Source organism: Tumebacillus sp. BK434 (assembly GCF_004340785.1).
Classification (GTDB): domain Bacteria; phylum Bacillota; class Bacilli; order Tumebacillales; family Tumebacillaceae; genus Tumebacillus_A.
Genome location: NZ_SLXS01000001.1, coordinates 417,728 through 444,469, shown reverse-complemented (window position 1 = coordinate 444,469; position 26,742 = coordinate 417,728). Strand labels below are relative to the sequence as shown.

The following is a 26,742-nucleotide window of genomic DNA, read 5'->3' as shown; positions in this document are numbered from 1 at the left end:
CCCCGCGCTCCTCCGCCGTCAACAGCGGCAGCTCGGCGATCGACCGCTCCGGCTCTGCTGCCGCCGCTGCCAGCAGACGGGTGAAATGTCCAATCATCCGGGACACTGTCGCCCGCTCAAACAGATCGGTGTTGTACTCGAACAGCCCGACGAGCTTTCCGCCCTCGCGGCGGAACGTCAGGTTGATGTCAAATTTCGCCGTGCCGCTGTCCACAGCAAGGGAAGACAGAGCCAGTTCCGGCAGCTCCATGTCGGTGATCGAATCGCTGAGCACGTCGAACATCACCTGGAACAAAGGCGAACGGCTCATGTCGCGCTCCGGCTGCAGCTCTTCGACCAATTTTTCAAACGGCACATCCTGATGCGCATACGCGCCCAAAGCAACTTCGCGCACGCGCCCGATCAGCTCGTCAAAGCTCGGCGCGCCAGACAGATCGGTGCGCATGACCAGCGTGTTGACGAAAAAGCCGATCAGCCCCTCCGTCTCGCGCTGTGTGCGCCCGGCGACCGGAGTGCCGACACAGATCTCTTCCTGTCCGCTGTAGCGGGACAGGAGCACTTGGAACCCGGCCAGCATCGTCATGAACAGCGTCGCGCCTTTGCGGTTGCTCAGCGTTTGCAGCGCTTGGGTCAGCTCCGGCGCGAGGACAAACGTTTCCACCGCGCCGCTGTACGTCTGCACAGCCGGGCGCGGTCGGTCGATCGGCAGCTGCAGGGTTGGCAGTTCGCCGCCGAGCTGCCGTTTCCAATAGGCAAGCTGCCCGTCCAGCACCTCCCCTTGCAGCCACTCGCGCTGCCAGACCGCATAGTCGGCATACTGCACCGGCAGCGGCGCTAACGGCGATGCTTCGCCTTGCGCAAACGCGCGGTACAGCGCGGCGAACTCCCGCACAAACACGGTGGTCGACCAGCCATCCGACACGATGTGGTGCATGTTGAACACCAGCACATGCTCCTCCGCCCCCACCTGCACCAGGCGGAAGCGCACCAGCGGGCCCGCGCTGAGGTCAAACGGCGTTCGGGCGTCCGCCTGCACGATCTGCAGCAGCTCCGCCTCCGTCCGTTCCTCCACCTGAAGCGGCAGCCACTCCGGCTCGTGAATCACCTGCACCGGCTGCCCGTCGCCCTTGTCAAACGTCGTCCGCAGCGCTTCGTGGCGGGCGATGATCTCATTCAACGCCCGCTCCAGCGCGGCGACATGCAAGGCGCCTTGCAGGCGCAGCGCGTACGGCATGTTGTACACCGCCGACCCGCCGATGAACGCTTCCAGCACCCACAATCGCTGCTGGGCATACGACAGCGGAAGCGCCGCCCCGCGCTCCACCGCGGCGATCGGCGTGCGGATCGCCGTCGCGCCTTGCGATTCCTGCGCGCGCTGAATCTGCTCGGCCAGCCCGGCCACCGTCGGCGACTCGAACAGGCTTTGCAGGGGCAATGTAACGCCAAACGCTTCGTTGACGCGGCTCATCACCTGTGTCGCCAACAGCGAGTGTCCGCCCAGCTCAAAAAAGTTCGCTTCCACCCCGACTTGCTCCGCCGCCAGCACGCCGGCCCAGATTCTGGCAACGACTTCTTCCAGCGGCGTGCGCGGCGCGACATACATCCCGTCCGCCAGGGAAAAATCCGGCTCGGGCAGCGCGCGGCGATCGACTTTGCCGTTCGGGGTCAGCTTCAGTTCATCGAGTACGGCAAACGCGGACGGCACCATGTACTCCGGCAGCAGCCCTTTCAGATAGGCCCGCAACTCCGCAGCGGTCACATCGCCTTCTGCTGTTACATATGCGGCCAGACGCTTGTCCCCGATCGACGTGCCGTGCACCATCACGTACGCTTGCAGCACCTGCGGATGGGCGGTCAGCGCCGTTTCGACTTCGCCAAGCTCGACGCGGAAGCCGCGGATCTTCACCTGATTGTCGGCACGTCCCACAAATTCCACCGTGCCGTCTTCCCGCCAGCAAGCCAAGTCACCCGTGCGGTAGAGCTTGCCTGCGCCAAACGGGTTGTCCACAAATTTCTCCGCCGTCTGCTCCGGCTTGTTCAGATACCCGAGCGCCAAGCCTGCACCTCCCGTGTACAGCTCGCCCGGCACCCCGAGCGGCACCGGCTGCATCCGCCCGTCCAACAGGTACACGGTCGTGTTCGACACCGGCCGCCCGATCGGCACGCTGGCGCCGATGACAGACGCAGCGTCCATCACATGACAGGTCGTGAAGGTGGTGTTTTCGGTCGGCCCGTAGCCGTTGACGAGTGTAATCCCGAGCTGCACCACCCGTTTCGCTTGCGGTGCCGGCAGCACGTCGCCGCCGGTGATCGCGAGGCGCAGCCCGCACAGACCTTCCGCATGATCGTCGACCATCTGCACGAACAGGCCGGTCGGAAACATGGCAACCGTCGCGCCGTGCTTGGCGATCTCCGCGCCGATCTCCTCCAGCGCCGCTTGGCCGGGCGGCGACACCACGAGTTTGGCCCCGTTGAGCAATGCCCCCCAGATGTCGCAGGTCGATCCGTCGAACGCCACCCCCATATATTGCATCACCACATCGCCCTCGGCGATGTCGAGGTAGTTGGTGCTTTTGACCAGACGCACCACCCCGCGATGCGGCACCAGCACGCCTTTGGGCTGCCCGGTCGAGCCGGAGGTATACATCACATAGGCGAGGCTCTCCCCGGTCGAAGGATCATCGAGCAGCGCATCGGCGCACTCCTCCCAGATCGCGGTGTCTTCATCCATGCAGATCACCTGCGCACCATGCGGCGGCAGCTGCTCTGCCAAGTCGGCCTGTGTGAGAAGCACATCGACTTTCGTATCGGCAAACATATACGCCAAGCGTTCGGCCGGATACCGTGCGTCAAAAGGCACATACGCTGCGCCCGCCTTCAAGATCGCGAGCATCACCAGCGGCAGTTCCAGCGAGCGCTCCAAATAAAAGCCGACCATTTCACCCGGCTGCACACCCTGTTTTTGCAGATGACGGGCCAGGCGGTTCGTCCGCTCGTCCAGTTCCCGGTAGGTCAGCGAACGCTCGCCAAAGACGACCGCCACCGCATCCGGCGTGCGCTGTGCTTGCGCCGCGAACACCTGCTGAATCGACAGTCCCTGGCCGTACTCGGTCGTGTTCTGGTTCCAGATCAGGAGTTGTTCCTGCTCCGCAGAGGTCAACAAGGGCAACTCGGCGATGCTCTGCTCCGCATCTTCGGCGATGCCTTGCAACAGCGTTGCAAAATGCGCCGCCATTCGCTCGATGCGGGCCGCGTCAAACAGGTCCGGGTTGTACTCAAACGCCCCGGACAGCCTGCCGTGCCCCTCCGCCATGAACAAGGTCAGATCGACCTGCGCCCCTTGCTGCATCATGTGGACCGACTCCAGCGTCAGGCCCTTCCACTCAAACACCGCCCCGCTTCGTCCCAACGCAAACCCGCCCAAAGCGTCGCTTTGCGCCAGATGCGATTTTTGCAGCGCGAACACCGTTTGGAACAGAGGCGGATAGCTGGGATCGCGATCCGGCTGCAGGCGTTCGACGAGCTGCGGGAACGGATACCCGGCGTGGTCGAGCGCTTCCAGCACCGTCCGGCGCACTTGCTTCAGCAGCCCGGCGAAAGCGGGCTGGCCGGACAGGTCGGCGCGCAGGGCGACCGGGTTGACAAAATAGCCGATCGTGCCGGCATCTTTCGCCGAGCTGCGGCCGGTGGTCGGGGAGCCGACGAGCAGGTCTTCCTGCCCGGTATAGCGGTACAAGAGCACTTGATACGCCGCCAACAGCAGCGTGTACAAAGTCGCGCCGTGCTCCCCGGCCAACTTCTTCAAACGGTCGGTCAGCCCGGCAGACAGCCCGAATGACGCCGAAGCGCCGCGATAGGTCTGCACCGGCGGGCGCGGACGGTCGGTCGGCAGGTCGAGGATCGGCAGCTCCCCGGCCAGTTTTTCATCCCAATACGCCTGCAGAGTGGCGCCATGCGGGCTGTTCAGGAGGCGATTGTGCTCCTCGACGAACTCCCCGAAGCTGCGCGGCGGCAGTGCGGGCACAGTCCCGTTGTAGAGCGCCTCCAGCTCCTGCACGAGCACGCCGAGCGACCAGAAGTCGGCGACGATGTGGTGGATGCTCAAGAGCAGCACATGCTCGCGCTCTGAGCGGGCGTACAGACGAACGCGCAGGAGTGCGTCCCGCTCCAGATCGAACGGGGCGTTCGCTTCCGCCTGCAGCCGTTCCTGCAACTCGGCTTCACTCCACACCGCCGCGTCTGCCGCGACAAAAGACGCCCGGGCCTCTTCGCGAATCAGCTGCACCGGCTCGCCGTCCTGCATCTCGAAGCGGGCGCGCAGGAGCGGATGGCGCATGATCAGCCGGTCGAACGCCGCTCGCAGCCTGTCCGCATCGAGTCCGCGGATGACAGCGGCGCGGGAGATGTTGTAGGCGGCGCTGTCCGGCGCGAGACGCTGCAGAAACCAGAGGGCGCGCTGGCCTTGCGACAGCGGGAGAGGGTGCGAATGTTCTGCATACGACGGCAAAACTTGCTCTTCCAGCACGCGATCCTCCGCAGCTGCCAACTGTCCGGCGATCTCCCCGGCCAGCTCGGTCAGGCTCGGCCCGGCCAGCAGGAGGGTGAACGGCAGAACGATGCCGAAGCTTTCTTCCAGTTCATGCTTCAGTTCGACCGCCATGATCGAATCGAGCCCCAGAGCATTCAAGGACTTGTCGGGCTGCACGAGCGCAGGAGCGACGCGCAGCACCTGAGCGGACAGGCGGTGCAGGTGCGCTTCCAGCGCCGCTTGGCGCTGCTCGGGCAGGAGTGCCAGCACAGCTTCGCGCGTCAGGGCGTCGCCCCCAGTCTCCGTCTGCCGCTCCGCGACTGCTGCATCGTCAGGTAGGACCGGCTCATCGCTGTACATCACGTCCAGCGTCCCGGCCAGATAACCCGCTTTGCAAGCGTGGCGCTGCACTTTGCCCGACGAGGTCTTGGGAATCGACACCGGCTTGATCAGCACGACAGCATGCACTTGCAGCTGGTGCTCTTCCGACACCGCCTGTCTGACCGCCGCTGCCACGTCGGCGAGGTTCGCTTTGCGGTATACGCGCTCGATCTCCTGCACGACCACGAGGCGCTCTTCCCCGTTCACTTCGATCGAAAAAGCCGCCCCGTTGCTGTTTTTCACCGCCGGGTGGCTTTCCTGCACGGCAAACTCGATGTCCTGCGGGTAGTAGTTGCGCCCGCGGATGATGATCAAATCCTTCAAGCGCCCGGTCACATACAGCTCGCCGTCCTGCACAAAGCCGAGGTCGCCCGTGCGCAAATACGGCCCTTCGTCCGTTCCGGCGAGTTGCGCGTGAAACGTCTCTTCCGTCTGCTCTTCACGGTTCCAGTAGCCTTGCGCCACGCTGGGGCCGGATACCCAGATCTCGCCGACCTGATCGTCGGCACAGCGCTCGCCCGTCACCGGGTCGGCGATGACGATCTGCTGCCCGACGAGCGCGAGACGCCCCGAGCTGACCAAAGAGCGGTCGCCTCCCTGCTCGCCGCGCACTTCTTCCACGCGGTTCGCGCTCAGCGCAGCCCCGTCAAACGCGCGCACGACCGGCGCTTCCCGCTTCTCGCCGCCGGAGACGAACAGCGTCCCTTCGGCCAGTCCATAGCACGGATAGAACGCCTCTCTTTTAAACCCGCACGGCGCAAAAAATTCAGCAAAGCGCTCCAGCGTCTCCGCCCGCACCGGCTCCGCACCTGTAAACGCGATCTCCCACGAGCTGAGATCGAGCGCGTCGCGCTGTTCAGGCGTGATCTTCTGCAAGCACAGCTCATACGCAAAGTTCGGCCCGCCGCTGACCGTCGCGCCGAGACGGGAAATCGTCTCCAGCCACTTCAGCGGCTTTTGGATAAAATCGACCGGGGCCATCAGCGTCACCGGGTAGCCGGTGAACAGGGGCTGCAAGATCCCGCCGATCAAGCCCATGTCATGGTATGGAGGCAGCCAGATCACACCTCTCCCGTCTGCCGTCGTGCCAAAACAGCTTTCGATCAGCTTCAGGTTGTGCAGCAGGTTCCCATGGCTGAGCATGACGCCTTTCGGGAGCGACGTAGAGCCGGACGTATATTGCAAAAAGGCAAGTGTCGACTTCTCCGCCTCCGGGTGATTCCAATGCTCCGCCATGCCCTCGTCCGCTTCCTGCGGCACCATCCAGGCCAGGTTGCTCAACTCTGGTGAATCGGCAAATCTCGTTATGATACTTCCCAGAATCGCCGGCGTGGTCAAGGCCACCGTCGCCTCCGCATCGGCGACGATCGCCTGCAGGCGCCCCAGATGTCCGTTGACGCGCGGCGGATAGGCCGGCACGGCGATAATTCCGGCGTACAAACAGCCGAAAAAGGCGGAGATATAGTCAAGGCTCGGCGGATACAGAAGCAATGCGCGCTCCCCGGCCTGATGGTCACGTTGCAAGCGCACCGCGATGGCGCGCGCCTTGCGGTCGAGGTCAGCATACGTGATGTGCCGCTCTTCCCCGTCTTCCAGCAAAAAAGTGTAGGCCGCCTGCTCCCCTTGTTGGTCGGCACGCCACTGCAACAGTTCGATCAACGTAGAAAATGTGCGGATCAGCGTTGTCATGTTTCCCCTCCTGATACTCGTTTCGAAATTATTAAAAAATAATCCAAATAACAAATTGCACACAATAAATAACACTCAACACTTTTTATTCTCATCATACAACAAAACTCCTTTCCAGATTGGACGGTCAGTTTAAAACAAAGAACACCCGCGAGCGGGTGCTATTTGATCACGCCGTAATTTTCGATGGTGACGTCGGTGGTGACATGAATCTTCGCTTTGGCAAATGCGGCCGGCCAATTTTTTTCTGCCTCTCGCCAATGTTTAAATTGATAAGCCCGGGCGTACAGACCCAGTCCCAGCGGGTCGACTTCGAGGCGCTGCAGCTTGGTGATCAGTTTTTGAAATTCCTTTTGCAGCTCGGTGGCGATCATTTTCTCGACCGCTTTGATGTTCTGCTCGTGATAGCTCTCCGCCGAGACTTCGGTGATCTCCGCGTTCAGCTTCAGCTTCATCTCAAATTGAAATGCGCCTTGCGACCAGCCGGTCCGCACTTTGTGCCTGACCGGCGCAAGGTTCATGCTCAGTCCTTTTCCGTCCAGCGTATACGCAACCTCCCGCTCCAATTCATCCTGCATTAACATCAGCAGCATGCTCTCCTCCCGGTCCAGCGAGCCTGCGTATCGGCCCATCTTGTTCAAAAGCGCCGTTCCTTTGATCCGGGCCGTGTTGCCAAGATACTCCATTTCGGTCAGCGCCAGAGTCATCCCCGGCTCATATGAACGGTTGTAGCATTCGTGCAGCAACGTTTCCACCGTGCTGCCCTGCTTGTAAGCAGTGTCGATCAACTCATGGAGGTAGGGCCCCAGCGTCCGCTCTTTCGGGTTGTACTGCATCACCTTGTCGACCGCCCCGTCGACGACGGCGACGATCACATTGGTGGGATTTTTGGCATCGCGCTGGATCGAATCAATATAAGGACCGGCCGCTCTTCGCTCCAGGAACTGCTTCCCGATCAGCAGCACCTGCAGTTTCCCGCTGCGGATCGTGCCGGGCGACATCGACTGCATCTGCCCGCTGGCATCGCGCACCGATTCGGCCGTTGCTTTTAGGATCCGGCTTTTCCCTTGCCCGGTCTGGGAAAAGACCGGGTAGCTCTGATACATCGTCAGCCCGTTTTTCTCCTCATCGTCGATCGCCACGACCAGGGAAATCGACATTTCCTCCAGCGACTTTCCTTCCAGTCCGCAGCCGCAGACAAGCAAAGCCGTCGTCAGGGTTACGAGAATCCACTTCCGCGTCATGACAGCTTCCTCCCTCGCATCTTGTCGCTGACGGTGACATACGCAAACAGCAGCGCAGGAAACACGAAGGCAAATCCAATGCCCGCCCGCCCAAACATCTTCGTCCACCGTTCCGACTGCTCGTAGTTCACCGGATGGACGGCAAAAAAGAGCACGATCAGCGCCAGCAGCACCAGCAAGTGCCGGCTGTGGTCCTGTTTGCCCATCAGCTGCGAGCTGCCGAACACCGCCAGATACAGATACGGCATGATCGTCATGGAGACGATGATGTAATAGAACGACAGAAAGAAGATCTCAAAGCGCTCGACAAAAACCAATTCGATCGCCTTCATCAGATTCAGCGTCGGCCAGACGTACGTTTTGAGCGCTTCCGGCCCGAAATAGGTGGTGCACAACAGGAAAATAAAGAGGTACAGCAGCATCGTCATCGTGCTCGCCGTCACCACGCCGCGCAGCGCCTTCTGCTTTTCCTGCAAAAAGGGATAGAGCAAAAACGCCATCTCGAACCCGAGATAGGACGGCATCATCGTTTGAAACGCCACGAGGAACGGGGTCCAGCCGTCTTTGAACACCGGCAGCAGATGGAGCAGGCGCGAATCAGGCAAGGAGAACAGCAGAAGCGGATACATCCAGAGCGTAAAGAAATACACAAACTCAGCGAACCGCCCCAACACACGCAGCCCGTTGCGGCCGATCGTATACAGGGGAATGGACAGCAAAATGACCATCCAAAAAGGAGAAGTCTGCGGCATGATCCACATCCGCATGATGTTCACCGTCGCATAGAGGATGACAGCTGCACCCAGCGCGCCATACAGCATCCAGAGGATGTTGAACAGACCGCCAACCCATTTTCCAAAATAGCGGGGCAGCAGGTCGTACAGCGTGTCCTGCGGGTGCCTTTTCAGCACCGAGATGATCAGCCAACTGGCCAGCAGGACGAACGCCCAGCCGACCAGGATCGGGATCCAGCCGTCGGTGCCGGCCGCTTCGCTCACCGTGCGGGGCAAGGTCAAAACACCGATCCCAATCTGCGTTTTGTAGAGGAAAAACACGTACTGCCGGTACGTGATCTCGTTATATGCGTACTTTTTCATCATCACTCGTCCCCTTCTTTGCCCGAAGGACGCTGCCGCCGCAACTGCAGCGGGTGGGTCGAGCGCGGACGCCTGTCCATCTTCCAAAGCGGAAAGCGCACGATGGTGTCTTTCCAATCGCGGAGGCGGAGCGGCGCGATCGGGCTGCCGTATGGCAAACCAAGCGATTCGAGCGACAGCAGATGCCCGGCGATGATCATGATTCCCACAACGATCCCGATCATCCCGAACATGGCGGCGAGCAGCATCAAAGGAAAGCGGATCAGGCGCACCGAAGCGGCCATCTCGTGGTTGGGGATGATAAACGAGGCGATCGCCGTCAGCGATACGATGATCACCATGATGTTGCTGACAAATCCGGCTTGCACGGCCGCTTCGCCGATCACGATGCCCCCGACGATCCCGACCGTCTGCCCGATCGGCGCCGGGAGCCGGATGCCCGCTTCGCGCAGCATCTCCAAGGTGATCTCCATCATCAGCGCCTCCAAATAAGGCGGAAACGGCACTTTGGCGCGCGACTCGCCGATCGACAGCAGCAAGTTGAGCGGCAGCATCTCATAATGAAAAGAGATCGTCGCCACATACAAGGCGGGCAAAAACATGGCGATCAGCAGCGCCGTGAAGCGCAGCAGCCGGATAAAAGAGGCCAGCACGAAGCGGGCGCTGTAATCGTCCATCGATTGAAAGAAGGAGACGAAGACCATCGGCCCGATCAACGCGCCGGGCGACCCGTCGGTGATCACGGCGATACGCCCTTGCAGAATCTGCGACACGGCGGCATCGGGGCGTTCGGTGATCTGAAACTGCGGGAACGGCGTGTACGGATTGTCTTCGATCCGCTGTTCCAGCTCGCCCGTGGAGAGGATGGCATCGGTGGAGATCGCCCGGATGCGCGTCTCCAGCTCGCGGACGATCTCCGGGCGCGCCACGTCCGCCAGATAGACGAGGTAGAGCGTTGTGTGGCTGCGCTCGCCGACGGTGAGCTTTTTGATCGTCAACCGGCGGTTGGTGAGATAGCGGCGGATCAACGAGATGTTTTGCCCGGCCGTCTCGGTGAAGCCCTGGTGCGCGCCGCGCAAGGTCGACTCCGACTGCGGGTCTTGGATCGCCCGTTGCGGCCAGCCTTGCGTTTCGATCTCGATCGCTGCCGTATCTCCGTTCACGAACAGCACGCTTTTGCCTTGGAACAGCGCATGTTCGATGTCGGCAAAGCGGAAGATCTGCTTGGTTTGACCGACCGAGATCACCTCGATTGGCGTCTGGTTGTCCTGCATCACATGCAGCAGCGGATGCAGAATATGCGAATTGATCGTCACTTTGTCAACCAGACCTTCGAGATAGAGCAGCGCCGCGCGCTGCCCGGTTTGGGTCGAGAACTGATGGTTGACCAGATCGGGGCTGTCTCCAAACCGTTCTTCCAGCTCCTGCAGATTCTCTGCTAGGTCTGATGAGAGTTCCGGACGCAATGAGGGGTTCGCCTCCTTCCAGCTCGGTCATTTCTGTTAAAATCCCCCTCTTTTGCCAGCTGTATTCTGCGTTCATTCCCCTGCCCGGCTCCGCATATTCATGGTAGGGAGCAATCGGGCACTTTGAGGAGGGCGGGCATGGAACGGTCGCAAGCGATACTGATCCCTTGGGAAGAGCACCGTTTTTGGCTGGAGATTCTGGAAGACCACACGTATTTTCTGGTCGATTTTCTGTCAGCATCCGAAACGCAGTGGGTAGAAGTTGCCCTGTCCTATCAGACCGCCTATCGCACGCTGTGCGAACGGGTCGAAGCGCTGGACCCGCGGCTTCGTGAAAATGCGCCGGAGATGATCACGCTGGCCGTGGACGCACAGCGCGTGACATCGGCGTACTACCAGTTTGAAGGCCATCTGCAAAACCTGCGCCTGTTGAACCGGGTCAACCTGAACCGCACGCCGTCCTATTTTAACGGGACGCTGGACGAAGCGGAGGAGTATCTGCGCCTGCTGAGCGCCTATGTGCAGGGCCGGCAGCCGTCGCAACTGCCGCTGCCTGCCCTGCTGCAGCTGTGGATCATCGATCAGATCGGGCACGCCGAGCTGTTAAAAGACACGTTCGATCCTGTCGAGCTGCTCTCGGAGACCAAGACGACAGACTACCAGCGCGTCTTGCAGGCGCTGTGGATCAAACACCAGCAGATGACCAAGTATCTGCGCTTCACCCCGCCCGGCTTTCCGGCGCAGCAGCAGTTCGTCCGCGAAGTGGCGGCGGCGGTGATCGAGTTTTACAAGTATGTCGAACAGATCGCCGAACGTTATCGCAACAGCACGGTGCTGACCGACACGACCTTGCGCTTTTTGGAACATCACTTCCCGGAGTCGTGCTACTTTTTGCGCAAGCTGAGCGCGTTCGCGCCCGATCTGCCCATGATCAATTGTCAACTGACCAAGCCGTCTTTCAAGCGCTGAACGATGGCGCATGAAGACGGCTTTTACTTTCTCCACTATTCTCATGTTCAGAAAAGTGTTAAGATATGAAGAGAATCTATTCCAAAAGAAGGTAGTTTTGATGAACAGTGCAATCGACTTTTCACTCTTTGCGGGACAAGTTGTCAAGGCCGTTGCGACCGGCAGCCTGACGCCTCAGATAAAGTTTAGTTTTGGCAGTCTGCACGTGGAATGTTTTTGGAGGCTGCGGAATCGGGAATACCTGTTGTATGGGAAACACGATCCCCAGGCCCTGTTCCGGCTGGCAGACGATCTGTCCGGGCGGACGGTGAACCTGGTGTCGCATCGGGAATTCCCGTCCGATCTGACGGTGGAGTTTGAGGAAGGCTTGTGTCTTGAGGTGTTATGCTCCGGTTCCGAGACGGAAAATTGGCAGTTGACGCGTCCCGACGGCTTTTTTCTGGTCGCCGGTCCGCGCGGTCGGTATACCTTTTGGGAGCCGGAGCTTGTGCAGGAGGAGAAGTAAGGAGGAATACGTTTGAATTTGCCGCTTCAAATCTATGATTTTATCGCCGTGCTGTTCCCCGGCGTGCTCTTGATGGCGATCCTCGAGCGCGAAGCCCCCTGGTTGCCGATCTGGGACAACGGCCTGCAGATGGGCACGCTCGCCGTGATGCTGGTGATCGGCTATGTCGTCGGACAGCTGCTGGCCCAGATCTCGCGCACAATCGAAGCAGAACCGCTGACCAAATGGATGCTGGCGATCGGGCGCCGCAAGGGCCGCCGCAAAGCGGCGCTGGAAGGCCGCAAGACCAAGATGGATTTTCCCAACGAAATGAACGAGTCGATCTTGAGCGCGCTGGCCGATTTTTATGGCAGACCGATCTATCCGAATGATCCGGAGCTGTTCAACCTCGTGTTCTCCCCCGTCGCCGACAAAATGCCGAAACGCGACGTGTTTTTGGCGCTGGCGAACATGATGCGTTCGCTCGCCGTGCTCGGGCTGTTTTATGCGGTGTATCTGGCGGTGAAGATGCTGCTCGTGCCGGTGACGGCGCTTGCGTTCGAGTATTATTCGATTCATTTGCTGGTCTTGAGCCTGGTCGGGTATTATTTCTTCCGCCAAGGGTATCAGAAGTATGATTCGATCGCCGATAAGATCCCGTTCCTCACGTTTTTGGCGTGGTACCGGCAGCAGAAGATGCCGAAACAGTAAGAGAGTCTGTCGCTCGACAGACTCTCTTTTTCTTTTTCGATCGATTTAGGAGAGCAAAGCATAGCCCCAGAACAGGGCGATCGGGATCACCCAGAACAGCGGGATGCCCGCGCACCAGTAAGCCGCCTTGTAGCGGCTGCGGGCATATGCGATCCAACTTGTGAGGATGCTGACTGCGACCCCCAACGGGTAGGCCAGGATCGTGAAAAAGATCGTCAGCGTCGTGACGTCACGCTCCGAGCCTGGCGTGTCGAACATCATGACAGAAAGCCCGGCGAACAGGAACCAGGGCAACAGCAGCAGCAAGAAGAGCAGTTGCGAGCTGAGCAGAATGATAAATGCCTTTTTGTTTTTCAGGTTGTTCTCCTCCAATTCATGTGCGGTTACGCGCGATAGACGAATGATGCCCGATCGAGATACAGTCCGCCGTCGAGATTGACACAGGCGCCGTCCGCATAGACAAACGGCGCTGGCGGCGCATCCGGCTGCAGGTAGTGGATCGGGGTGTGGCCGTGGATCAGGCGGTTGCCGCCGTAGGTTCTCAGAAACCGGGCCAGCCGCTCGGGGGCCTGCCAGAACGCGAGGCGGTCGCTGAAGCGGTCGAGCAGCAGGTCGTAGTCGTGCGGGACGCGGGCGTGCAAGAGCTTGGCAATCGCAGCGTTGACCTCAGGCACGGAAGCACCGTATTGCTCGTAGAGCAGGCTGTCGGCGTGAGTCAACAGCAGGTCTTCGTGCCTAAGCATCGCCGGAAGGTCGGACAGCCAGGCGATGTGGTGCGGCTGCAGGCGCTCCAAGTCGTGCAGATGACCGCCATTGCGCAGCCAGTCAGCATGGAACGTGCCTGCGGAGCCGCCGCAGGGGTGCTCGCCGAAACGATGGGCGGCGAGGAGCAGGACTTCATGGTTGCCGAGCAGGGCGTGCACGCCGCCGCCCGCCTGCTCCGCTTCCCTTTGCAGACGCATGACGAGGTCGATGACGCCGATGCCATCCGGTCCGCGGTCGACGTAGTCGCCAAGGAAGAACAGCGTGCGGGTTCCGCCACACCACGACCCGCTCTCGTCGATCAGCCCGTCTGTGCGGAGCGCTGTGCTCATCTTGTCGTATTGACCGTGTAGATCGCCGATACATGTTAGCATGAGTTCCTCTTCACTCCTTGCATTTCTTTTAGAATAGCAAAAAAATCCAGCGTTGAGGCGCTGGATTTTTTTGTCTGTCATTTTACAGCTGAATCTGCGAGATCGGTTGCAGCGGGTCTTGCACGAAGGCGGCCAAGATCGCCTGATAGTCGCGCGACAGACGTTCCGCCGTCGACACGAGGTACAGATCGGTGCTGAATTCGAGGAAGCCTTGCAGACGGCCGTCGCTTTCGAGCATCGTGATCGACAGGTCGAATTTCGCAACGTCCATCTCCTGCTCGACCAGCGACGTGACCACGCCCGGCAGGTCAGGCTGCTGCAGCGGCATGTTCTGCAGGATGAACAGCGCGTTGTACAGCGCCGCCGTGCGCTGCAGCTTTTGCGAGATCAAGAATTGCGGGATCATCTGGTGCTCATAAGCGCCCAGCGTCGAGCGGCGGATGCGCTGCAGAAGCTCGCCGACGCTCGGGTCGCCGGAGAGATCGCCGCGCATCGGAACGTTGCCGATGAAGTAGCCGATCATCTCCTCAGTCTCCTGGCGGTACCGGTTCGCCACCGGAGAGCCGACGATGATGTCGTCCTGGCCGCTCAGTCGGGCGAGCAGCAATTGATAGGCGCTCATCAAGGTCATGAACAAAGTGACGCCTTGTTTGGCGCTCAGTTCGTTCAGCTGCGCGGTCAGTTCCAGGGTCAGTTCGAACGTCAGGGTCTTGCCCCGCTTGCTCGACACCTCCGGGCGCGGCAGGTCGGTCGGATACTCTTGGAGCGCGCTGTCCCCCAGTTGCTGCCCCCAGTACTCCAGCTTCGCCTCCAGCACGTCGCCTTGCAGCCAATTGCGCTGCCACGCCGCGTAGTCGGCAAACTGGACCGGAAGTTCCGGCAGCGGCGATTCCGCCCCTTCCAAATACGCTGCATACAGCGCCGCCAGTTCGCGGGAGAACACGCCCATCGACCAGCCGTCGGTGATGATGTGATGGATGTTCAGCGTCCAGATGTAGTCCGCATCGTCCACTTGCACAAGCGCAGTGGAGACCAGCGGACCGGTCGTCAAGTCGAAGCGCGTTTCCGCCTCCTGCGCGATCAGGCGGCGGGCCTCCGCTTCGCGCTGCCCGGCAGGCAGGCCGCGCAGGTCATGCACGGGAATCGGCCAGTGCTGTACGGGCAGGACGTATTGGTACACGCCGTTTTCATCGGCACCAAACGCGGTGCGCAGCGATTCGTGACGTCTGACGATCTCGTTGAAGCTCCGCTCCAGCGCTGCGACGCTCAGCGCGCCGGTGAAGCGGATCGCCGACGGCACATTGTACGCCGGAGTGCCCGGGTCCATCCGGTCGAGATGCCAGACCCGCTCTTGGTTGAACGACGGCACCAGCCGCCCGCTGCGGTCGATCGGCAGGATCGGCGGAAGCGAAGCGTCTTCCCCTGCCGCTTGCATGGCGAGGATCGTTTCGGCCAGCGCCGCGACCGACGGCGCCTCGAACAGCGCACGCAACGGCAGTTGCAAGCCGAACGTCTCGTTGACGCGCGAGATCGCCTGCGTGGCGAGCAGCGAGTGCCCCCCGAGCTCGAAGAAGCTGTCGTGGATGCTGACCCCTTCCAGTTGCAACACCTCTTGCCAGATCGCCGCCACCTGCGCTTCGGTCTCAGTGCGCGGCGCGGTGTAGACCCCGTCGCCGCCAAAGGCGGTGAGATCGGGCGCAGGCAAGGCGCGGCGGTCGACTTTGCCGTTTTGGGTGAGCGGCAAGGCCGGCAGCAGCACAAAGGCGGACGGCACCATATAGCCCGGCACGCGCTGCTTCAGCTCGGCCCGCAGATCGCTGGCTGTGCGCACCGCCTCCGGGGCGGGCACCACATAGGCGACCAGCTTGCCGTCCAGGAGCAGCACGAGGTTGTCCTGCACCCCGTCCAGCTGTCCGAGAACGTTTTCGACCTCGCTCAGCTCGATGCGGAAGCCGCGGATTTTCACCTGATGGTCGAGACGGCCGAGGAACTCGAGGTTCCCGTCCGGCAGCCGGCGCACGGAGTCTCCCGTGCGGTACAGGCGGGCGTTTGCGTCACCGCTAAACGGATGAGGCAGGAAGCGCTCTGCCGTCAGCTCCGGCTGGTTGAGATAGCCGTGCGCCACCCCGTCTCCGCCGATGTACAGCTCGCCCGGCACGCCGACCGGCAGCAGTTGTTGGCGGGCATCGAGCACATAGACTTGCGCGTTGGCGACCGCATTGCCGATCGGCACGACGCCGAGCGGCTGGCCGGCTTGGTGCACCTGATAAGCGGTCGCGTAGATCGACCCTTCGGCCGGGCCGTACAGGTTGGTCAAGCGCGCATGCGGCAGTTGGGCCACCACTTTATTGGCGTGGGCGGCCGACATCGCCTCGCCGCCGATGATGAACTGCTTCACGCCGCGCAGGTCGTCGATGCACTCGTCGACCACCTGATGGAACAGCGCGGTGGTCAGGAACAGCAAGGTGACCCCCTCTTCGCGAATCAGCGCGCCCAGTTCGGCCAGCGACGGCAGATACGGCGGGAACAGCACGAGGCGCATGCCGTTGAGCAGACTGCCCCAGATCTCCATCCCGGCGGCGTCAAACGAGATCGAGGAGAACTGCAAAGCGGTCTCCCCCGGCTTGTAGCCGACCGTCGGGTTGTTTTTGAACAGGCGGACCAGACCGCGGTGCGGCACCAGCACCCCTTTGGGCTGTCCGGTGGAGCCGGAGGTGTAGATGACGTGGAGCACATCGACCGGCGTCACGGTGCAGGGCAGCGGCAACGGGCTCTCTTTGGCAAAACGGTCCGACTCTGCGTCGAGCAGGATCACCGTGGCCTGATGCGCCGGCAAGCGGCCGGTGAGATGCGCCTGCGTCAGCAGCACGCGCACGCCCGAGTCTTGCATCAGGTAGGCAAGGCGCTCCTGCGGGTAGTTCGGGTCGAGGGCGACGAGCGCTCCGCCCGCCTTCAGCACGGCGAGCATCCCGATGATCATCTCCGGCGAGCGCTCCGCCGCCAGCCCGACGAGGTCGCGCGGCGCGACGCCTTGCCCTTGCAAGAAACGGGCCAGCCGGTTCGCGTGCTCGTCGAGCTCGCGGTAGGTCATGTGCGCGCCTTGGAAGGTCAACGCCACCGCTTCCGGCGTGGCCGCCGCCTGCTGTTCAAAGAGCTGATGGATGCACAGGTCTTTTGGATAGCCGGTCTGTGTGGCGTTCCAGCCGTACAGCAGCTGGTCGCGCTCCGGAGCGGTGAGCAGCGGCAGTTCGGTCACCTTTTGCTCCGGCTGTTCGATCACGGCGCGCAGCAGCGTTTCCAAATGGCCGATCATCCGGCGCACGGTGGCGCGGTCGTAGAGATCGGTCGCGTATTCCAGCGTGCCGGTCAGCGTGCCTCCGCTCTCTTCCATCGATAGCGTCAGGTCGAATTTGGCAAACGTCTCTTCGATCAAGAGCGGCGTCAGTTCCAGGCCGGGCAGTTCCGCCTGGTGCAGCGGCGCGTTTTGCAAGGCGAACATCGCCTGCACCAGCGGCGGGCGGCTCAAGTCGCGCTCCGGCTGCAGCTCTTCGACGAGGCGCTCAAACGGCACGTCCTGATGGTCGTACGCCGCCATCGCCGACTCGCGGACGCGGCCCAGCAGTTCGGCGAAGCTCGGCGCGCCCGACAGGTCGGTGCGCAGGACGAGCGTGTTGACGAAAAATCCGATCAGATGCTCAGTCGCCAGCTGATTGCGCCCGGCGATCGGCGACCCGACGGCGATGTCCTCCTGCCCGCTCCAGCGCATCAGCAGCGTCTGGAACGCGCCGAGCAGCGTCATGTACAAGGTCACATCGTGCCGCTTGCTAAGCGCATGCAGCCCTTCCGTCACCTCCGGCGGCAAGCTGAAGCGTTCCGCCGCCCCGGCGTGCGACTGCACGTGCGGGCGCGGACGGTCGGTCGGCAGCTGAAGCACAGGCAGGTCGGCCAGCGCCGTTTTCCAGTAGGACAGCTGCCCTTCCAGCACGCCGCTGTCCAGCCAGTTGCGCTGCCAGACGCTAAAGTCTGCATATTGCACCGGCAGCGCGGGCAGCTCCGCTGCGCGCCCGGTGACAAACGCTGTGTACAGTTCGGCCAGCTCGGCGATGAACAGGCCCATCGACCAGCCGTCGGTGACGATGTGGTGCATGTTCAGGACGAGCAGATGCTCGCGCTCAGCCGTTTGCAGCAGGCGGAACCGCACCAGCGGGCCTTGCGTCAGGTCAAACGGTGTCTCCATCTCGGCGCGGATCAGCTGCAGCACGTCCGCTTCCTCGAGGTGTGCCGCATCGGCATACGCCGCTTCCACCGGCAACTCCTCGGCAATCACCTGCACCGCCCCTCCGTTTTCCGGGCGGAACGAAGTGCGCAGCGCTTCGTGGCGGTCGACGATCATCTGCAGGCTGTGCTGCAGGGCAGCGCGGTTCAGCTCTCCCGTCAGGCGCACCGTGCCCGGCATGTTGTACAACGCCGTGCCCGGTGCCAACTGTTCGAGCACCCAGAGCCGTTGCTGTGCGAACGACAGCGGGAGCGGGCGGTCGCGCGGGACGGGCTGCATCGGCGGAGTCTGCTGACCGCGCGGCTGTGCATCGCCCAGCGCCACGGACAGCTCGGCCACGGTCGGCGCCTGGAACAAGGTGCGCAGCGGGATCTCCTGGCCGAACGACTCTTGCAGGCGGGAGATCACTTGCGTCGCCAACAGCGAGTGGCCGCCGATTTCGAAGAAGTTGTCATCCATGCTCACCACCTGCAGGCCGAGCACCTCGGCGAAGACGGCGGCGACTTTCGCTTCCGCAGCGTTGCGCGGCGGGAGCACCGGCGTGTCGTCCTGGCTGCTCTCCGGCTTCGGCAAGGCGTGGCGGTCGATTTTGCCGTTGCGGTTGACCGGCAGGGCATCGAGGAAGACGAAGGCGGACGGGATCATATGCTCCGGCAGCGTTTCTTTCAACCAGCTGCGCAGATCGGATGCGGTCAGCTTCTGCCCGGCTTTGAACACCACATAGGCGGCGAGGCTCTTGATGCCTTTTTCGCTTTCATGGACGAGCACGACCGCTTCGAGAACTGATGGATGCGAGGTCAGCACCGCTTCGATCTCGCCCAGCTCGATGCGGAACCCGCGCAGTTTGACCTGATTGTCGGCGCGGCCGAGGTATTCGATGCGGCCGTTCGGCAGCCAGCGCACGACGTCGCCGGTGCGGTAGACGCGCTCCTCCGGGGCAAACGGGTTCGGGATGAACTTCTCCGCCGTCAGATCGGGGCGCTTCAGGTAGCCGCGGGCGAGTCCGACGCCGCCGATGAGCAGTTCGCCTTGCACCCCGACCGGCACCGGGTGGAAGTGGCGGTCGACGATATACATCTTTTTGTTGCGCAGCGGGCGGCCGATGTCGGTGAAGCGCAGATCGGTCACGTTGGTGTAGCGTGCCGACGTCGCGCTGACCGTCGTTTCGGTCGGGCCGTACTGGTTTTGCAGAATGCGCCCTTTCGACCAGCGGTTGATCAGCTCCGGCGGCACGGCTTCCCCGCCGGTCGTCACGATCTTGATGTCCGGATAGTCCGCTTCCGGGATCGCCGTCAGCGCCGACACGCCGATGTCGAGGTGGGAGATCTTCTGCTCCTGCAGGAAGCGCGACATCTCCGGCCCCGGCATCCGCACTTCGTCATGCGCGATGACCAGCGTCGCTCCATGACACAAGGTGATAAAAATCTCGTGGACGGACGCGTCAAAATTGATCGAGATCGTCTGCAGCACGCGGGCCTCTTCATGGAACAGATGCTCCGGGTCGGTGACGAGGTTGACCACTCCGCCGTGTTCGATCAGCACGCCTTTCGGTCGGCCGGTCGAGCCGGACGTGTAGATGATGTACGCCAAAGTGTCCGGCGTGAGCGCAAGGTCGAGGTTGTTGTCCTCCTCGCCCGTAAACGCTGCCTCGTCGAGCAGGAGCACCTCCGTCCCTTGGTGCGGCAAAACGGCAAGATGTTTTTCATGCGTCAAAATCAGCTTCGGCGCCGCGTCTTCGATCATGAAGCTCAAGCGGTCTTCCGGATAGCCCGGATCGAGCGGCAGGTACGCCCCGCCCGCTTTGAACACGGCGAGCATGGCGATCACCACGTCCGGCGTGCGTTCGAGGAACAGACCGACCACCTGCTCCGGCCCGACGCCGAGCTGTTGCAGCTTGCGGGCGAGCGCGTTGGCGCGGGCATTCAGCTCCGCGTAGGTCAACACCTGGTCGCGGTACTGCAGCGCGGGATGCTGAGCGCGGCGTGCGGCCTGCGCTTCAACGACCTGATGGATGCAGAGCTGCGGGTAGTCGCCGCCGGTCTGGTTCCACTCGACGAGAATCTGCTGCATCTCCGCTTGTGTCAGGATGGGCAGATCGGAGACCGGCACGGCCGCATCTTCTGCAATCGCCTGGAGCAACATCGCGAAGTGCCCGGCCAGTCGCACGATCGTCGCCCGGTCGAACAGGCGCGTGTTGTACTCGATCTCCCCGGTCAGCCCGTGCTCCGCTTCATGCAGGGCGAGCGTCAGGTCGTATTTGGCGGTGTTCGTCTCGACATCGACACGCTCGACGGCCAGCCCTTCGAGGCGCAGCTCGTTCGCCGGCGCATTTTGCAGGACGAACATGGTCTGGAACAGCGGCGACACGCTGCGGTTGCGCTCCGGCAACAGCTCTTCGACCAGTTTTTCAAACGGCACCGCTTCGTGTTCGTACGCGCCCAGCGCCGTCTGTTTCACACGCTGCAGCACGTTGGTGAACGTCGGGTTGCCCGAGAAGTCGGTGCGCAGGACCAAGGTGTTGACGAAAAAGCCGATCAGCCCTTCCGTCTCCCCTTTGCCGCGCCCGGCGATCGGGGTGCCGACGAGAATGTCTTCCTGTCCGCTGTAACGCGCGAGCAGGGTCTGGTAGGCGCCGAGAAGCGTCATGAACAGCGTCGCACCATGACGTTGTGCCAGAGCCTCCAGCCGCTCCGTCAGCGCCGCATCCAATTCAAACCGTTCGATTGCGCCGTCGTGCGTCTGCACCGGCGGACGCGGACGGTCGAGCGGCAGTTGCAGCACGGGCAGCTCGCCGCCGAGCTGCTCTTTCCAATAGTCGAGCTGGGCGTTCAGCTCGGGCGCTTCCAAGCGCGCTTGCTGCCACGCCGCATAGTCGGCATATTGGATCGCCAAGGGCGGCAAAGCCGCTTCTTCCCCGCGCACCATAGCCCCGTACAGCGCAGCCAGCTCCTCGATCAGCAGCCCGACCGACCAGCCGTCAAACGCGATGTGGTGGACGTTGAACAGCAGCAGATGCTCCTCTTGCGCGAGGCGCAGCAGTCCGAAGGCGATCACCGGTCCCGCTGCGAGGTCGAACGGCTTGCGGCCGTGTTCCTGTGCCAAACGCTGAGCTTCCCGTTCCCGTTCGTCTGCAGACAGCCCGCTGAGATCGACGAGCGGCAGTTCGACCTGCACGGATGCGGCCACTTGCTGCACCGCCTGTCCGCCCTGCTCGCCGTACGTGGTGCGCAGGACTTCATGACGCTCGACGATCAGCTGCAGACTCCGCTCCAGCGCCGCCGCATCCAACTCGCCGCGAAGACGCAGCGCGTGCGGGATGTTGTAAAACGCCGACTGCGGATTCATCTGCTCCAGCATCCACAGGCGCTGCTGCGCCGAAGAGAGCGGGAGGTGACCGGTGCGTTCGATCGGCAAAATCGGGTCGGCCGCTTCGGCGTCGTTCGCCAGCAGCCCGGTCAATTTTTGCGCGAATTCCGCCACGGTCGGCGCTTCGAACAGGACGCGCAGCGGCACTTGCAGGCCGAACGCCTTGTTCACCCGCGACACGACCTGCGTCGCCATGAGCGAATGGCCGCCGAGCAGGAAGAAGTGATCGTGCACGCCGACGCGCTCTGCGCCGAGCACGTCCGCCCAGACCGCTGCGACCTGCGCTTCCAGATCGTTGCGCGGCGCGACAAACGTCCCGTCGTCCAGCAGGGTAAAATCAGGGTCGGGCAGCGCACGACGGTTGATCTTGCCGTTCGCGGTCAACGGCATCTCATCGAGCAGCACAAATGCGGACGGCACCATGTGCTCCGGCAGTTTGTCCCGCACGAAGCTGCGCATCTCGCGCTGGGTGAGCGCGGCGTCCGGCTTGGCGACGAGGTAGGCGGCGAGGCGCTTGTCGCCCGGCTTCACTTCGCGGGCGACGACGACCGTCTCCGTCACCGCCGGGTGCTTGCCGATCACCGTTTCGATCTCGCCGATCTCGATGCGGAAGCCGCGGATCTTCACTTGGTTGTCGATCCGGCCCAGGAATTCGAGCAGCCCGCCCGGACGGTAGCGCACGAGGTCGCCCGTCTTGTACAGGCGTGCGCCCGGCAGCCCGGAGATGTGGTCGGGCAGGAAAGACTGCGCCGTGCGCTCCGGATTCTTGAGATAGCCGGGGCCAACCCCGATGCCGCCGATATGCAGTTCGCCAGGAACGCCATAGGGCACGAGCTGCATCGCGGCGTCGAGGACGTACAGCTTCATGTTCGGGATCACGCGGCCGATCGGAACGTTGGTCACCGCTTCGTCCGGCGGCGATTGGATCATGTGGTGTGTCACGTCGTCCGAGCACTCGGTCGGCCCGTAGGCGTTGATCAGCCACGCCTGCGGATAGTAGGCCAGCCACTGGCGGCACAGCTCCGGCGGCAGCACTTCCCCGTTCGGGATCATCCAGCGCAGCGCGGAGAGATCGGGTACCGCCTCGCGCGCCCCCACTTCCTCGATCATCGCGCGGAGCAGCGAAGGCACCGTCTCCACGACGGTCAGTTGCGACGCGGCCATCTCATCGAGCTGACGGGACGGGTCGAACGCCGTCTCGTCTGGCAAAATGTGCGTCTCCGCCCCGGTCATCCACCCCGTCAGCAACTGCCAGACGGAGATGTCGACACATTGGGAAGAGTTTTGCGCTATTTTGTCTGCGGGCGTGACTTCGAGCTCGTCGACTTTCGCCAGCAGATGGTTGAGCATGCCTTTGTGCTCAACTTGCGCGCCTTTCGGGCGGCCGGTGGAGCCGGAGGTGAAGATGACGTAGGCGACATCATCTGGCGTCACGCTGCTCGTAACCGCGTCTGCACTCGCTGCGGCGATCTCCGCGCGGTCGGTGTCCAGGCAGACGAGATGCGCCGGATGCGCAGGCAGTTTGTCGACGAGGCCGGAATAGGTGAGCATGACTTGCGGCTCGGTGTCTTCCACCATGAAGCGCAGGCGCTCCAGCGGGTATTTTGGGTCGAGCGGCACGTAGATGCCGCCCGCCTTGAAGATCGCCAGCACGGCGACCGACCAGTCGAGGTTGCGCTCGCCAAAATAGCCGACGAACAGACCCGGCACGACCCCCTTCGCCTGCAGATGGCGGGCAAGGCGGTTCGCCTGTACCTGCAGTTCGCGATAGGACAGACTGACCCCTTGGAAGACGACAGCCGGGTCGTCAGGCGTTTTCGCCGCCTGCACGTCAAACACGTCCATAGCGGTCAGGTGGTGCGGGTACGGGGCGACGTTGTCGTTCAGCCCGTAGAGCAGCAGGTCCTTTTCCGCTGCGGTCAGCAGGTCCAGCGTTGCCACCGGCTGCCGGATGTCTTGCGTCACGCTGGTGAGCAGCACCGTCAGATGCCCGGCCATCCGCTCGGCAGTCTCCGCCAGGAAGAGCCCGGAGTTGTATTCGATGCGGCCGCTCAAGCCGGCTTCGGTGTCGGCGACCGACAAGGCCAGATCGGACTGCACGAACCGCTGTTCCAGCGCATGCGCTTCCAACTGCAGGTCGCCAAACGGCAGCTGTGCGCCGCCGTCGCCCAGAGCAAATTTGGCAAACGCGGTGCCCAGTTCGGCAAGCTGTGTTTTCTGGTAGGTGAACATCACCTGCAACAGCGGCGGATCGCTCGGGTCGCGGTCGGCGCCCAGCTCTTGCGCCAGCAGCGGGAACGGATACTCCTGATGCATCAGCCCGCCGAGCACCGTGCGGCGCACCTGCTGCAGGAACGCGGCGAACGTCGGACGGCTCGCCAAATCGGCGCGCTGCACGACCGGGTTGACGAAGTAGCCGATCAGCCCGGCGTTTTTCGCGCTGTTCCGCCCGGCGGCCGGGGTGCCGACCAGCAGCTCATCCTGCCCTGTATAGCGATGCAGGAGCACTTGGAACGCCGCCAGCAGCACCATCTGCAAAGTGACGTTCTGCTCTTTCGCCAGCGTCCGCAGCGCTTCGGTCAGCTGCGGCGGCAATTGGAACGGCACCGCGCCGCCTGCAAACGTCTCCACTGGCGGGCGGGAAAAGTCGGTCGGGAGGTTGAGCGCGGACGTTTTGCCCTGCAGTTGCTCCAGCCAATACCCGCGCATGTTCCGTCCGCGCGCGCCGTCGAGCAGAGCGGCTTCCTCCTGCACATGCTCCGCAAACGTGCGGCGCAGAGCAGGCAATACTTCACCGCCATACAACGCCTGCAGGTCTTGGACGAGCACGCCAAACGACCAGAAGTCGGACACGATATGATGCACCGCCAGCAGCAGCACCGCTTCCTGCTCCGAGCGCAGGTACAGCACCGTCCGCAACGGGAATTCCGCTTCCAGCTCAAACGGGCGGTCGCCTTCCGTCTGCAGCGCGGTCTGCAGCTCTTCTGCCGACCACGCCGCCGCGTCCACGACGACGAACGGCACTTCTGCCGCCGCGCGGACTACGAACACCGTCTCGCCATCCTGCACCGTCACCAGCGCGCGGAGCAGCTCATGCCGCTCGGCCAGCTTTGCAAACGCCGTACGCAAGCGGTCAACATCATAAGGCCCGGTCAGCTTCGCCGCCCGCGCGATATTGTACGCCGCGCTCTCCGGCGCCAGGCGTTGCAAGTACCACAGGGCCCGCTGGCCGTGTGTGAGCGGGATGAAAGGATCGCCCGCCGACGCACCGTGCGAAGTGCTCACCTGCGAACCTTCAACGACAACGCTTTGTGTGCTCCCCTGACCGACAGCCCGAACGGCATGACCTGCAGGTACTGTCTCCACTGCTCGCAGCTGTCTCATCACGGCGGCCGCCAGACCCGAAACTGACACCCCTTCCAACAGTTCGGCGAGCGCCAGTTCCACGCCAAACTCCGCTTCCATCAGATGCTGCAATTCCACCGCCGCGATCGAGTCCATCCCCAGCGCCGTCAAAGGCTGTGCGGCATCGATCCCCTGCGCACCGAGGCGCAGCGCAGCAGCCGTTTTCGCGGCCAAATAGGCGGTCAAAGCCGCCTGCGCTGCTTCCTCCGACAGGCTGAGCAGTTCCTCGTGGTTCAGCGAGCCTTGCTCCTGCCCGCCGACCGCTTTCGATGCGGCCGCATCCTGCTCCGCCCCGCCCAGCACGCTCGCGTACACAACCTCCAACGTCCCGTCAAGGAAGCGCTCGCGGCACAGATGGCGCTGCACTTTGCCCGACGACGTTTTGGGAATCGACACCGGTTTCAACAGCACGACCGCATACGCCTGCAGTTCCTGCTCTTCCGCCACCTGCTGCCGGACCGCCTGCACGACCGCTTCCAAGTCCGCCTTGCGGTGTGAGCGCTCGATCTCCTGCACGACTACCAGCCGCTCCTCCCCGTCCACGTCGACCGAAAACGCCGCGCCGTTGCTGTTATGGACGGCCGGATGTGCCGACTGCACGGCAAACTCTAGATCCTGCGGATAATAGTTGCGCCCGCGGATGATCACGAGGTCCTTCTGGCGCCCGGTCACATACAGCTCACCGTCCGCCACAAAGCCCAAGTCGCCCGTGCGCAAAAACGGCCCTTCTCCCGACGCCAGATGCGCGCCAAACACCTCTGCCGTCAACGACTCCTGCTGCCAATACCCCTGCGCGACGCTCGGTCCGGAGACCCAGATTTCGCCGACGCTGCCTTCCGCACACGGCAAAAACGTCGCCGGATCGACGACCAGCACCTGCTGCCCGAGCCCCTGCGGACGCCCACAGCTGACCAGATCCAGCCCGTCTCCTGCCACCGCCCGGTTCGCTTTGAGCTCTTCCCGTGCAAACGCCTGCACCACCGGAGCCTCCTGCTTCAAGCCCCCGGCGACAAAAAGCGTCCCTTCGGCCAGCCCATAGCACGGGTAAAACGCCTCTTTGCGAAACCCGCTCGGCGCAAAAAACTCGGCAAAGCGCTCCAGCGTCTCCGCCCGCACCGGCTCAGCCCCGGTAAACGCGATCTCCCACTTGCTGAGATCGAGCGCATCGCGCTGCTCCGGCGTGATCTTCTGCAGGCACAGCTCATAGGCAAAATTCGGCCCCCCGCTGACGGTCGCCCCGGTGCGCGAGATCGTTTCCAGCCAACGCAGCGGCTTTTGAATAAAATCGACCGGCGCCATCAGCGTCACCGGATACCCGGTATACAGCGGCTGCAGAATCCCGCCGATCAGCCCCATGTCATGATACGGAGGCAGCCAGATCACACAGCGATCCTCCGGCGATGTGCCAAAATTCCGCTCAATCTCGCCCAGATTGTGCAGCAGGTTGCCATGGGACAGCATGACCCCTTTCGGACGAGACGTCGAGCCGGACGTATATTGCAAAAAGGCCAGATCGCTCTCCGCCTGTACCGGTTCCACATAGTTCGCTTCCAGCCCGGCGAGTTCTCCCTCCGGCACCAGCCATTCCAGCCCGGTCAGCTCCGGATGGCCGCCAAAGCGCGCTTCCACAGTTCGGAAGATCCCCGGCGTCGTCAGCGCAAACTTCGCCTCCGCATCCTGCACCACCGCCTGCAGGCGGCCCAGATTGCCGTTGGCGCGCGGCGGATAGGCAGGCACGGCCACCACGCCGGCATACAGGCAGCCAAAAAACGCCGCGATATACTCCAGCCCCGGCGGATAGAGCAGCAGCGCACGTTCCCCGGATGCGCCTTTCTGCTGGAGGAAGGCCGCCCATTGCCGCGCTTTCCGATCCAATTCTTCGTATGTAAAACCGATCTCCATACCTTCTTCCGATCGAAAGACATACGCCGTCTGCCCGCCATGCTCGGCAGCTTTGCGCTTGAGAAGTTCTGACACTGTCATGACCCAG

General features: G+C 62.6%; 9 protein-coding genes and 1 pseudogene. 3 read left to right on the top strand and 7 right to left on the bottom strand.

Annotated features, from left to right (window positions below):
- Positions 1-4: 4 nt before the first annotated feature.
- From EV586_RS21755 to EV586_RS01660, 4 genes and pseudogenes are all read right to left on the bottom strand, one after another.
- Positions 5-6,598: pseudogene (locus tag EV586_RS21755) on the bottom strand (amino acid adenylation domain-containing protein); the annotation flags it as partial.
- A gap of 161 nt (positions 6,599-6,759) precedes the next feature.
- Positions 6,760-7,842, bottom strand: a complete 1,083-nt coding sequence (locus tag EV586_RS01670; RefSeq protein ID WP_132943333.1) for a Ger(x)C family spore germination protein — start codon at positions 7,840-7,842, stop codon at positions 6,760-6,762.
- Positions 7,839-8,939, bottom strand: a complete 1,101-nt coding sequence (locus tag EV586_RS01665; RefSeq protein WP_165898155.1) for a GerAB/ArcD/ProY family transporter — start codon at positions 8,937-8,939, stop codon at positions 7,839-7,841. Before EV586_RS01665 ends, EV586_RS01670 begins: the two co-directional genes overlap by 4 nt.
- A 2-nt stretch (positions 8,940-8,941) precedes the next feature.
- Complete coding sequence (locus tag EV586_RS01660) at positions 8,942-10,405, bottom strand: spore germination protein (RefSeq protein ID WP_132943331.1); 1,464 nt, start codon at positions 10,403-10,405, stop codon at positions 8,942-8,944.
- Positions 10,406-10,543: 138 nt separating this feature from the next.
- On the opposite strand from EV586_RS01660, the gene EV586_RS01655 reads away from it, so the two are divergent.
- From EV586_RS01655 to EV586_RS01645, 3 genes are all read left to right on the top strand, one after another.
- Positions 10,544-11,374 (top strand): DUF2935 domain-containing protein, encoded by an 831-nt coding sequence (locus tag EV586_RS01655; RefSeq protein WP_132943330.1) that lies wholly within the window; start codon positions 10,544-10,546, stop codon positions 11,372-11,374.
- Positions 11,375-11,474: 100 nt separating this feature from the next.
- Positions 11,475-11,879 carry a DUF6188 family protein gene (locus EV586_RS01650; RefSeq protein ID WP_132943329.1) on the top strand — a complete coding sequence of 135 codons (405 nt, stop codon included), beginning with the start codon at positions 11,475-11,477 and terminating at the stop codon, positions 11,877-11,879.
- A 12-nt stretch (positions 11,880-11,891) separates the two neighbouring features.
- Positions 11,892-12,569 carry a hypothetical protein gene (locus EV586_RS01645; RefSeq protein ID WP_132943328.1) on the top strand — a complete coding sequence of 226 codons (678 nt, stop codon included), beginning with the start codon at positions 11,892-11,894 and terminating at the stop codon, positions 12,567-12,569.
- A 45-nt stretch (positions 12,570-12,614) separates the two neighbouring features.
- Here the strand turns inward: EV586_RS01645 and EV586_RS01640 are convergent, their stop codons facing one another.
- The 3 genes from EV586_RS01640 to EV586_RS01630 form a co-directional block, all read right to left on the bottom strand.
- Positions 12,615-12,941: a hypothetical protein gene (locus EV586_RS01640; protein WP_132943327.1), complete on the bottom strand. Its 327-nt coding sequence runs from the start codon at positions 12,939-12,941 to the stop codon at positions 12,615-12,617.
- An 11-nt stretch (positions 12,942-12,952) separates the two neighbouring features.
- Positions 12,953-13,705 carry a metallophosphoesterase gene (locus EV586_RS01635; RefSeq protein WP_165898154.1) on the bottom strand — a complete coding sequence of 251 codons (753 nt, stop codon included), beginning with the start codon at positions 13,703-13,705 and terminating at the stop codon, positions 12,953-12,955.
- A gap of 82 nt (positions 13,706-13,787) precedes the next feature.
- Positions 13,788-26,735: a non-ribosomal peptide synthetase gene (locus tag EV586_RS01630; RefSeq protein ID WP_132943325.1), complete on the bottom strand. Its 12,948-nt coding sequence runs from the start codon at positions 26,733-26,735 to the stop codon at positions 13,788-13,790.
- Positions 26,736-26,742: the final 7 nt, after the last annotated feature.